Annotated in this window: 11 protein-coding genes; 5 read left to right on the top strand and 6 right to left on the bottom strand. The window is 68.7% G+C overall.

All coding sequences use genetic code 11. From position 1 onward, the window contains the following. Positions 1-605 (top strand): Pr6Pr family membrane protein (locus ACRDPS_RS10610; protein ID WP_431501599.1); only part of this gene is annotated, 605 nt, incomplete at its 5' end. A gap of 19 nt (positions 606-624) precedes the next feature. Here the strand turns inward: ACRDPS_RS10610 and ACRDPS_RS10605 are convergent. Together ACRDPS_RS10605 and ACRDPS_RS10600 are read right to left on the bottom strand one after the other, a co-directional pair. Beyond that, positions 625-1,617, bottom strand: coding sequence for a GNAT family N-acetyltransferase (locus tag ACRDPS_RS10605; protein WP_431501598.1), 993 nt, complete (start codon positions 1,615-1,617; stop codon positions 625-627). Between the two features lie 41 nt (positions 1,618-1,658). Further along, positions 1,659-2,702, bottom strand: coding sequence for a LacI family DNA-binding transcriptional regulator (locus tag ACRDPS_RS10600; RefSeq protein WP_431501597.1), 1,044 nt, complete (start codon positions 2,700-2,702; stop codon positions 1,659-1,661). Between the two features lie 155 nt (positions 2,703-2,857). Here ACRDPS_RS10600 and ACRDPS_RS10595 point away from each other — a divergent pair, with 155 nt between their 5' ends. From ACRDPS_RS10595 to ACRDPS_RS10580, 4 genes are read left to right on the top strand one after another with little or no spacing between them, the layout of a single operon-like run. After that, positions 2,858-4,123, top strand: coding sequence for an extracellular solute-binding protein (locus ACRDPS_RS10595; RefSeq protein ID WP_431501596.1), 1,266 nt, complete (start codon positions 2,858-2,860; stop codon positions 4,121-4,123). A gap of 19 nt (positions 4,124-4,142) precedes the next feature. Next, a complete protein-coding gene (locus ACRDPS_RS10590; protein WP_431501595.1) occupies positions 4,143-5,132 on the top strand; it encodes a carbohydrate ABC transporter permease in 990 nt (329 codons plus the stop codon). After that, complete coding sequence (locus ACRDPS_RS10585; RefSeq protein WP_431501594.1) at positions 5,116-5,979, top strand: sugar ABC transporter permease; 864 nt, start codon at positions 5,116-5,118, stop codon at positions 5,977-5,979. Before ACRDPS_RS10590 ends, ACRDPS_RS10585 begins: the two co-directional genes overlap by 17 nt. An 11-nt stretch (positions 5,980-5,990) precedes the next feature. After that, the gene (locus ACRDPS_RS10580) at positions 5,991-7,625 is read left to right on the top strand and encodes a glycoside hydrolase family 13 protein (RefSeq protein WP_431501593.1); all 1,635 of its coding nucleotides are present in this window, start codon (positions 5,991-5,993) and stop codon (positions 7,623-7,625) included. Between the two features lie 184 nt (positions 7,626-7,809). Here the strand turns inward: ACRDPS_RS10580 and ACRDPS_RS10575 are convergent, their stop codons facing one another. The 4 genes from ACRDPS_RS10575 to cobA form a co-directional block, all read right to left on the bottom strand. After that, positions 7,810-8,613 (bottom strand): TrmH family RNA methyltransferase, encoded by an 804-nt coding sequence (locus ACRDPS_RS10575; RefSeq protein ID WP_431501592.1) that lies wholly within the window; start codon positions 8,611-8,613, stop codon positions 7,810-7,812. 3 nt (positions 8,614-8,616) lie between these two features. Further along, the gene (locus ACRDPS_RS10570) at positions 8,617-8,937 is read right to left on the bottom strand and encodes a helix-turn-helix domain-containing protein (RefSeq protein WP_431501591.1); all 321 of its coding nucleotides are present in this window, start codon (positions 8,935-8,937) and stop codon (positions 8,617-8,619) included. Positions 8,938-8,945: 8 nt separating this feature from the next. Beyond that, positions 8,946-9,266, bottom strand: coding sequence for a type II toxin-antitoxin system RelE/ParE family toxin (locus ACRDPS_RS10565; protein WP_431501590.1), 321 nt, complete (start codon positions 9,264-9,266; stop codon positions 8,946-8,948). Positions 9,267-9,412: 146 nt separating this feature from the next. Continuing rightward, positions 9,413-10,639, bottom strand: a complete 1,227-nt coding sequence (gene cobA / locus ACRDPS_RS10560) for a uroporphyrinogen-III C-methyltransferase (RefSeq protein ID WP_431501589.1) — start codon at positions 10,637-10,639, stop codon at positions 9,413-9,415. Positions 10,640-10,831 lie beyond the last annotated feature (192 nt).

Raw genomic sequence — 10,831 nt, 5'->3', positions numbered from 1 at the left:
AGTTCCGCGGCGCCCTGAGCCGTACGCCCGCCGAAGGCTCCGACCTGGCGACGGTGGTGGTGAACTTCTTCAGCTACTTCACGATCGACTCGAATCTCGTCGCGGTGGCCGCCCTCGTCGCCGGTGGTGCCTGGGCGCTGACCCGGGGCGGCGAGGAACCGGCCTGGATCACGGTGCTGCTCGCCGCCGCGGCGACGTTCATGATCATCACCGGGCTGGTCTACAACCTGCTGCTGCGCGGGCTGGTCCCCTCGGCGGTGCCGTGGGCCAACGAGATCCTGCACCTCATCGGCCCGGCGTTCCTGCTGCTCGACCTGTTCCTCGCTCCCCCGCGCCGGCCGCTGCCGTGGCGCGCGGTGGGGGCCGTCATCGCGTTCCCGATCCTGTGGGCGGCCTACACCCTCATCCGCGGCGAGCACGTCGTCAGCCCGCTCACCGGCGACCTGTGGTGGTATCCCTACCCGTTCCTCGACAACCACCTGCACGGCTATGGGGTCGTGCTCGCCTACGTCGTCGGCATCGCCGCGGCGTTCACTCTAGTCGCGTGGGGCGTCGTCGCTGTCGGACGGCGAAGGTCTCTCGAGGCCGCCGGCCAAGGACGATGACGTACGTCGGCCGTGCCGCTCAGCCCTTGCGGATCATCCACCGCTCGGGCGCGGGAAGCGGCTCCCAGCCGTACCTCGCGTACAGCTCGTGGGCGTCGTCGGTCGCGAGCAGGGTGCTGCTGATCCGGTAGGGCTCCAGGTCGGCGACGATGCCCGAGAGCAGCAGCCTGCCGACCCCCTGGCCACGTACGCCGGGTTCCACGACGACGTCGCAGAGCCAGGCGAAGGCAGCGAAGTCGCTGACCACGCGCGCGAAGGCGACCTGGGACCCGGCTGCGTCATAGACCCCGTAGCAGCGCGAGCCCTTGTTGGCCGCGTCCTGCACCTCGCGGGGCCGGTCGGCTGCCCAATAGGTCTGGGCGAGCATCCGGTGCACCCAGTCAGGGTCGATCCGGGTCTGTTCGGCCGAGAAGGCGTACGTCCCGGGCGCCGCGGTCGCGGCGGTCCCGGGTCGAGCCGGCTCCGGAGCGTCCAGCAGTCCGAACAGGTCCTCGGGCTCCGCGGCGGGCGCCGGGGCGGAGGCGGAGAACGAGGCAGGCGCGGCGCCGGCCCCGTCGAAACCCGGGCCCGGATCGGGCGTACGCCCCTCTTGGTAGGCCAGCGCCGCACCGTTCGCGAGCCTGTCGGCGGCCTCGTTGAGCGGGTGACCGGAGTGTCCTTTGACCCACTCGAACCGCACGTTGCGGCCCTGCATCGCGGCGTCGAGGTCCTTCATGATCTCGACGTTGAGCACGGGCTTTCCGTCGGACTTCTTCCAGCCCTTCCGCTTCCAGCCGGCCATCCACTTGGTGACCGAGTTGATGACGTACTTGGAGTCGCAGTAGACCAGCAGCGGCTCCCCGGTGTGCGCCGTCTGCCGCAGCAGGTCGAGCACCGCGGTCAGCTCGCCCATGTTGTTGGTCCCGTGCGGCCACCCGCCACAGGCGTAGGTGGACTCGTCCACGTACCAACCCCACCCAGCGGGACCCGGGTTCCCGAGCGCCGAACCGTCAGCAGCAGCCACAATCGTCACGCGCCCATCCTGCCAGCAGCGCGCCGGCCCTCCCCGGGCGGTCAGGGGTTGACGCGCGGGCCGGAGGCGGTGGAACCGCGGACGATCAGCTCGGGGTGGAAGACGAACTCCGAATGCGGGGTGCCGGAGCCGGCGATCTCGTCGAGGATGGCGCGGACCGCGGCCTGGCCCATCGCGTGGACGGGTTTGCGCACGGTGGTCAGCGGCGGGTCGGTGAACGCGATGAGGTGGGAGTCGTCGTAGCCGACCACGGAGACGTCCTCGGGAACCCGCAGGCCCCGTGCCCGCGCGGCGCGGATGGCGCCGAGCGCCATCATGTCGCTGGCGCAGACGATGGCGGTGAAACCCGCGTCCAAGAGCTCGGAGGCCGCGGCCTGGCCGCCCTCGAGGGTGAACAGGGAGTGGCGTACGTGGTCCTTCTCGATCTCCTTGGCGCTGCCGCCGAAGCGTTCGATCATGGTCGCCACGAAGCCCTCGATCTTGCGCTGCACCGGGACGAAGCGGGCGGGGCCGACGGCGAGCCCGATCTTCGTGTGGCCGAGCGTGGCGAGGTGGGTGACGGAGAGCTGCATGGCCTCGCGGTCGTCGGGCGAGATGAACGGTGCCTTGATCTCGGGGGTGAACCCGTCGATGAGGACGTACGGAACACCCTGGGCGCGGAGCTTCTCGTAGCGGGTCATGTCGGCGGTGGTGTCCGCGTGCAGGCCGGAGACGAAGATGATGCCGGTGACCCCACGGTCGACCAGCATCTCGGTGAGCTCGTCCTCGGTCGAGCCGCCGGGGGTCTGGGCCGCGAGCACCGGGGTGTAGCCCTGCCGCGTCAGCCCCTGCGCCATGACCTGCGCGATCGCCGGGAAGATCGGGTTGTCGAGCTCGGGGGTGATCAGGCCGACGAGACCCTCGCTGCGCTGGCGCAGCTTGACGGGGCGCTCATAGCCGTGGACGTCGATCGCCGCCAGCACCGCCTCTCGCGTCGCCGCGGCGACACCGGGCTTGCCGTTCAGGACGCGGCTGACCGTTGCCTCGCTCACGCCCGCATGGGTCGCGATATCGGCGAGGCGGGTCGAGGCTGGTGGTGTGGTCACGAACACATCATTCCACTACCCCACAGCACTTGCAAGAACTTTCTGCAAGTCTGTAATTTTTGCTGAAAGCCCCTTTCATTCTGTTCGGCGTGGGGTTACCTTCATCACACCTCCCGGGCGGATACCTCGCCCGGCCCCATATCGAAGGAGAACTCATGCGACGTGGCATCGTGGCCACCGCGGCGGTGGCAGCACTCGCCCTCGCGGCAACGGCATGTGGCGGAAGCAGCGACAGCAGCGACGGTCCGGTCACCATCACCTGGTGGGACACCTCGAACGCGACCAACGAGGCCCCGACGTACGAGGCCCTGGTCAAGGACTTCGAGAAGGACAACCCGGACATCAAGGTCAAGTACGTCAACGTGCCCTTCGACCAGGCACAGAACAAGTTCGACACCGCGGCCGGCGCCAGCGGGGCACCCGACGTCCTGCGCGCCGAGGTCGGCTGGACCCCGGCGTTCGCCCAGAAGGGCTACCTCGCGCCGCTCGACGACACCGCGGCCCTGGAGGAGAAGGACGCCTTCCAGCCCAACCTGATCAAGCAGGCCGAGTTCGAGGGCAAGACGTACGGCGTCCCGTTCGTCACCGACACCCTCGCGCTGGTCTACAACAAGTCGCTCTTCGAGAAGGCCGGCATCACCGAGGCACCCAAGACCTGGAAGGACCTCGAGAGCGCCGCCGCGACGATCAAGTCCAAGACGGGCGTCGACGGCTACTGGGGCTCGACGGCCGGCTACTACGCCCAGCCGTTCCTCTTCGGCGAGGGCACCGACCTCGTCGACGCCGAGGGCGAGAAGATCACGATCACCTCCCCCGAGGCGAAGAAGGGGCTCACCACCTGGCAGGGCCTCTTCGACGGCCCGGGCCTGCACAAGGCGGACACCACCGCGGACGCGTACGCCCACATCCAGGACGCCTTCGTCAACGGCAAGGTCGCCGCGATCATCCAGGGCCCCTGGGAGATCACCAACTTCTACAAGGGCTCGGCCTTCAAGGACAAGACCAACCTCGGCATCGCCACCGTCCCCGCGGGCTCCGCCGGCACGGCCGGTGCCCCGACCGGCGGCCACAACCTGTCGATCTACGCGGGCTCCGACGAGGCGCACCAGGAGGCGTCGGCGAAGTTCGTGAAGTTCATGACCTCGGCGAAGTCCCAGGAGCAGATCGCGCTGAAGAACTCCACGCTCCCGACGCGCGACGACGCCTACACCGACAAGGTCAAGACCGACCCGGGCATCGCCGGCTTCCAGACCGTGCTGCCCGCCGCACAGCCGCGTCCCGAGCTGCCCGAGTACAGCTCGCTCTGGGCGCCGATGGACCAGGAGCTGCCGAAGATCGCCTCCGGCGCGGAGCCCCTCGACAAGGGGCTGGCCACGGTGGAGACGGCGTTCGCCGACCTCCTGCCCGCCTACGCCAAGTGAGCCGGGGCCAAGCGATCCGATGACCCTCACCGCACCAGCGCCCGCCGCCGACAACCGGCGGCGGGCCCCCCGCCCGGTCCAGCGGATGCGAGACAGCTACAGCCGCCACTGGTACGCCTACGCGATGATCGCCCCGGTCGTCATCGTCCTCGGCGTGCTCGTCGGCTATCCCCTGGCGCGCGGCTTCTACCTGACCCTGACCGACGCCAACAGCCTCAACTCGGCGCGCACCATCGGCGTCAACACCATCGATGCGACGTACAAGTTCATCGGCCTGGACAACTACGCCGAGATCCTGTGGGGCCCGGCGGCGTACGACCGCTTCTGGTCGCACTTCATCTGGACCATCGTCTGGACGGCGCTGTGTGTCGCCCTGCACTACGGGATCGGGCTCGTTCTCGCGCTCCTGCTGAACCAGAACGTACGCGGCCGGGTGGCCTACCGGCTCCTGCTGATCCTCCCCTGGGCGGTGCCGACGTTCGTCACCGTCTTCGCCTGGCGGATCATGCTGGCCGATGCCGGGGTGATCAACACGATGCTCGGCGGGATCGGTCTGCCGCAACCGGCCTGGCTCGAGGAGCCGAACTGGCAGCGTACGGCCGCGGTCCTGGTCAACACCTGGTGCGGCGTGCCGTTCATGATGATCTCGCTGCTCGGTGGTCTGCAGTCGATCGACGAGAACCTCTACGAGGCCGCCGAGATCGACGGCGCCAGCGCCTGGCAGCGCTTCCGGCACGTCACCCTGCCGGGGCTCTCCTCGGTCAGCTCGACGGTCATCCTGCTCGGGGTGATCTGGACGTTCAACCAGTTCGCGATCATCTTCCTGCTCTTCGGCAACACCGCACCGGACGCGCAGATCCTGGTCACCTGGGCCTACCGGCTCGGGTTCGGGCAGCAGCCTCGCGACTTCGCGATGTCGGCGGCGTACGGCGTCCTGCTCCTCGCGATCCTGGTCGTCTTCACCTCCTTCTACTACCGATGGTTGAAACGAAATGCGCAGCTCGTCTGACCTCAAGCCGCGGCGGCGCGGGCAGCTCGGGCCCGCGGCGCTCGCCGGCACCCACATCTCCCTGGGCATCGCCTCGCTCATCGCCCTGTTCCCGGTCGCCTGGCTGGTCTATCTCTCCCTGGGGCCGGACAAGGACGACTATCTCCACCCCGGAGGCATCGCGGGCAAAGCCAGCCTGGACAACTACTCGTTCGTCCTGACCAACACCGCCTTCTTCGACTGGATGTGGTCGACGCTGGTGGTCGCCGGCGGCACGACGGTCGTCGGTGTGATGGCCGCCGCGACGACGGGCTATGCGGTCTCGCGGATGCGGTTTCCGGGGCAGCGGCCGCTGATGTGGGTGCTGCTGCTGACCCAGGCGTTCCCGATCGCGGTGCTGATCGTGCCGATGTACGAGATCTTCTCCCAGCTGCGGCTCATCGACTCCCACTTCGGGCTGATCCTGGTCAACTGCACCACCACCGTGCCCTACTGCTCCTGGCTGCTGAAGGGCTACTTCGACACGATCCCGGTGGAGATCGACGAAGCCGGGATGATGGACGGGCTCAACCCGTTCGGGACGTTCTGGCGGTTGATCCTGCCTCTGGCCCGGCCGGGGATCGCCGTGGCCGCGTTCTTCTCCTTCATCACCGCGTTCGCCGAGGTCGCCTTCGCCTCGACGTTCCTGCTCGATGACTCCAAGTACACCTTCGCGGTCGGGCTGCAGAGCTTCGTCAGCGAGCACGACGCGCAGTGGAACCTAATGGCCGCCACCGCTGTCCTCATCGCCGTGCCCGTCACCGCGTTCTTCTATCTGGTCCAACGACATGTCGTCACCGGTCTGACCGCCGGCGGCGTCAAAGGCTGAAAGGTATCTTCATGAGCTCCGAGTGGTGGCGTGACGCTGTCATCTACCAGGTCTACCCCCGCAGCTTCGCCGACAGCGACGGCGACGGCACCGGTGACCTGCCCGGGATCCGCTCCCGGCTCCCCTACCTCCGCTCGCTGGGGGTGGATGCGGTCTGGCTGAGCCCGTTCTACGCCTCGCCGCAGGCCGACGGTGGCTATGACGTGGCCGATTACCGGGCGGTCGACCCCCGCTACGGGACGCTGGAGGATGCTTCTGCGCTCATCGCCTCGGCGCACGAGCTCGGGCTGCGGGTCATCGCCGACATCGTGCCCAACCACTCCTCCTCGGAGCACGTGTGGTTCCAGCAGGCGCTGGCCGAGGGGCCGGGATCGCCGATGCGCTCGCGCTATCACTTCCTGCCCGGGCGCGGCGAGAACGGCGAGGAGCCGCCCAACGACTGGGACTCGATCTTCGGCGGGCCGGCGTGGACGCGGGTCGCGGACGGCCCCGAAGGGCGCGAGAAAGCACAGTGGTATCTCCACCTGTTCGCGCCCGAGCAGCCCGACCTCAACTGGAACTCGGCCGAGGTGCACGCCGAGTTCCTGGACATCCTGCGGTTCTGGCTCGATCTCGGCATCGACGGCTTCCGCATCGACGTGGCACACGGGCTGGTCAAGGCCGAAGGCCTCCCAGACATCGGCCACGCCGAGCAGCTCCATCTGCTCGGCAACGACGTGATGCCCTTCTTCGACCAGGACGGGGTCCACGAGATCTACCGCTCCTGGCGGCGGGTCCTGGAGGACTATCCCGGCCGGATCTTCGTCGCCGAGGCATGGACTCCGACGGTGGCGCGGTCAGCCAACTACGTACGTCCCGACGAGCTGCACCAGGCCTTCAACTTCGAGTATCTCGACACCGCCTGGGACGCCTCCGCGCTGCGCAAGGTCATCGACAGCTCGCTCGACGCGATGCGGCCCGTCGGGGCGCCGGCCACCTGGGTGCTGTCGAACCACGACGTCACTCGGCACGCCACCCGCTTCGCCAACCCGCCGGGATCAGGCACCCAGATCCGGACGCCCGGTGACCGTTCGCTCGGGCTGCGCCGGGCGCGGGCGGCGACGTTGCTGATGCTGGGTCTTCCGGGGTCGGCGTACGTCTACCAGGGCGAGGAGCTCGGACTCCCCGACGTCACCGACCTGCCCGACGAAGTGCGCCAGGACCCGTCCTTCCACCGCGCCGAGGGCCAGGACGGCTTCCGTGACGGCTGCCGGGTCCCGCTTCCGTGGACCCGGTCGGGTTCGTCCTACGGCTTCGGTGAAGGAGGCTCCTGGCTGCCGCAGCCTCCGGAGTGGGCCGAGCTGAGCGTCGAGGCCCAGACAGGCGTCGAGGGATCCACCCTGGAGCTCTACCGATCGGCTCTGAAGATCCGTCGCGACCTTCCCGGCCTCGGCGCCGGCGACGCCGTGACCTGGCACGACGAGGCACCCGCCGGCGTCCTCTGGTTCGAGCGCCCAGGTTTCGTGTGCACGGTCAACACCACCAAGGACCCCGTACGCATCACCGCCCCCGGCCGCGTACTCCTCTCCTCCTCGGACCCCGTGCCCGTCACCGACGGCCACATCGATCTCCCCTCCGACACCACCCTCTGGTGGGCGACCGAGTAACCCCCAATGCCGAGACGTCACTTCTGCAGGCCGAAGCGTCAGTTGTGCAGGCCGAGATGGCAAGGAGGTGACGTCTCGGCCTGCACAACTGACGTCTCGGCCTGCAGAGGTGACCCCTCGGCCTGCAGAGGTGACTTCTCGGCCTGCAGGGGTGACTTCTCGGCGGGTGGGGTGACGCTCGGCGCTAGCGGCGGGCGGTGACGTAGCAGGCGACGGCGGTGGCGGCGGCTACGTTGAGGGAGTCGATGCCGGCTGACATCGGGATGATGGCGCGGCGGTCGGAGGCCTGCTGCCAGCGGGCCGAGATGCCGTGGCCCTCCGAGCCGAGGACGAGAGCGACCTTGTCGACGCCCTCGACGGCCTTCTCGATGTCGACGGCGTCGTCGGCGAGGGTCAGTGCGATGGTGGTGAAACCGGCGGCCGAGAGGGTCGGAAGGGCTTCGTACCAGTCGGGGAGTCGGGTCCAGGGCAGCGCGAAGACCGCGCCCATGGCGACCTTGATCGAGCGGCGGTAGAGCGGGTCGGCGCTGCGCGGGGCCAGCAGGACGGCGTCGAAGCCGAGCGCCGCGCCGCTGCGGAAGATCGCACCGACGTTGGTGTGGTCGACGATGTCCTCGAGCACCAGGACCGAGCGGGCGCCGGACAGGACCAACTCGACCGACGGCAGCGGTCGCCGCTTCAGCGACGCAAGCGCACCACGGTGTACGTGGAACCCGGTCACCTCCTCGGCCGCCTTCTCGCTCATCACGTAGCACGGCGCATCGGTCGTGGCGAGCACGTCGGAGAGCCCGTCGAGCCACTTCGGCGCCATCAGGAACGAGCGCGGATCGAAGCCGCCGGTCACCGCGCGGCGTACGACCTTCTCCCCTTCCGCCAGGAACAGCCCCTCGGAGGACTCCAGGGACTTGCGCAGCTCTACGTCGCGCAGGTCGCGGTAGTCGGCGAGCCGGGGATCAGCCGGGTCGGAGATCTCGATGAGTTCAGCCACTTGTCAGGCGACCTGCACCGAGTCCTTCATGTCCCCCGAGACTTCCTCGGGGAAGGAGAGGACCAGGTGCCTGCCCAGAGCCGTGGCAACCCGGGCCAGCGTGTCGATCCGGTTCCGAGCGCCTCCACCCTCCTCGAGCCGGGAGATGACCGACTGCGTCGTGCCCATTCGCGAAGCCAGCTCGCGTTGACTCAGCCCGGCCTCCGTCCGCAGGTCATAGATCAACTGCCCCAACGCGAGATCCTGCTCGACCGCGGTCTTCGTCTCCTCGGACGGGGCGGGACGCTCAGTCCGAACGTCGGACCAACGGGAGTAGTTCGCCATTTGCTCTCCTAGGGTTTGCGCCGGGCACATTCAGCTGCTGCCGCACGTGCCCGGGCAACCTCACCGCGCTCGTTGTCTCTTTGCTTGTGGAACGTCGTCAGAAGGATGATCCGAGCGTCCTTCGTAAACCGGTAGGTGATCCTGCGAGCTGTCGGCCCCAGGGTGAATCGGAGCTCGAACAGACCCGCCCCCAAGCTACGAGAGAGCGGCATCCGAGCGCGCGACCCCAGATCAGCGAGCCGATCCACGATCACCACGACCCGATCCCACTGCTCATCCCTCAGTGCATCCAGCCACTTCGCGACTTCGTCATGAAGCTCGACCTCCAAACTTATGATCGCACCGACGCGATGATCGCACAAGTGCGATTATCGCGCGACAATCGGCCGCCCTGGCGCCACACATGACTCATGAGACGACCGTACGACCAACCCATTGCAACGAGCCGACGGCTCGCCGACCCACTGCGTCGTCGTCAGAAAGCGTCGGGGTGGGCGACGCGGACGACCTCACCGACGACGATGATCGCCGGGGGTTGGACGTTCTCGTCGACCAGGGTCTTCTCGAGGGTCTCCAGGGTGGAGAGCACCGTACGCTCCGTCGGCATCGTGCCGTCGCAGATGACCGCCACCGGTGTCGACCCGGCGCGACCACCGTCGAGGAGGGCGGTCGCGATGGCCGGAGCGTTCTGGACGGCCATGAGCAGCACCAGTGTGCCGCTCAGTCCGGCGACGGCGGGCCAGTTGGTGAGCGAGGTGGGGTCCTCCGGCGGCACGTGCCCGGAGATGACGGTGAACTCGTGGGCGACGCCGCGGTGGGTGACCGGGATCCCGGCGACGCCGGGCACGGTCACCGGCGAGGTCAGGCCGGGAATGACGTGCACCGGCACTCCGGCCTCACGGCAGGCGAGGACCTCCTCGAACCCACGCCCGAAGATGAAGTTGTCACCGCCCTTGAAGCGCGCGACCGCCTTACCCTGCTGAGCCGCCTCGACGATGATCCGGTTGATCTCCTCCTGCTGGGCCGAGCGGCCGCGGGGAAGCTTGGCGACGTCGACCAGCTCGACGTCGGCGGGCAGCTCGGAGAGCAGCTCGCGCGGCGCCAGCCGGTCGGCCACGACGATGTCGGCCTCCATCAGCGCCTTGCGACCGGCGACCGAGATCAACCCCGGGTCCCCGGGGCCGCCGCCGACCAGGGTCACCCCGGGCACCCGCTGGCGCTCGTGCGGTGCGACCAGGTCTCCGGACCGTAGCCCGTCGAGGATCCGGTCGCGTACGCCCGCGGATCGGCGCGGGTCGCGGTTGGCCAGCACGGCGACGGTCAGGTCGCCGTCCCGCCCGGTCGCCGGTGTCCAGGCCGTGGCCTGCGTCCCGTCGTCGGAGCGTACGCAGAAGATCCGCCGCTCCTCGGCGGCAACCGAGATCTCCTCGTTGACCTCGGCATTCTGGGTCGCGGCGATGACGTACCAGGCCCCGTCGAGCACGTCGGCAGAGAAACGCTCCTGGCGCCAGGTGATCTCGCCCGAGCCGAGTAGACCTTCGAGAGCGGGGGTCAGCGACGGCGAGACGACCTCCACGTCTGCCCCCGCGGCGATCAGGGCCGGAACACGCCGCTGCGCCACCTTGCCACCGCCGACGACGACCACCCTCCGCCCGTCGAGGATGAGGCCTGCGGGATAAGGAACGGCGTGCTCAGAGCTCATGGCTATATCTTCGCCCAACCCGGCGCCCCCGACTGACAACGGGTCGATTCGCGGACTGGTGGACGCTAGTGTCCCGCGCCGAGAGTCCGTGCCATAAGTCGTGCGATGCGTGCGTGCATCGCAAGGCGGCGTCGCGACGGGGCGGTTTCAAGCCAGGGACGCAACACCTGGGTGTGGTGGTTGAGAGAGTAG

Source organism: Nocardioides sp. (genome assembly GCF_050699375.1).
In the GTDB taxonomy this organism is placed as follows: Bacteria; Actinomycetota; Actinomycetes; order Propionibacteriales; family Nocardioidaceae; genus Nocardioides.
This window is presented reverse-complemented; position numbering and strand designations above follow the sequence as displayed.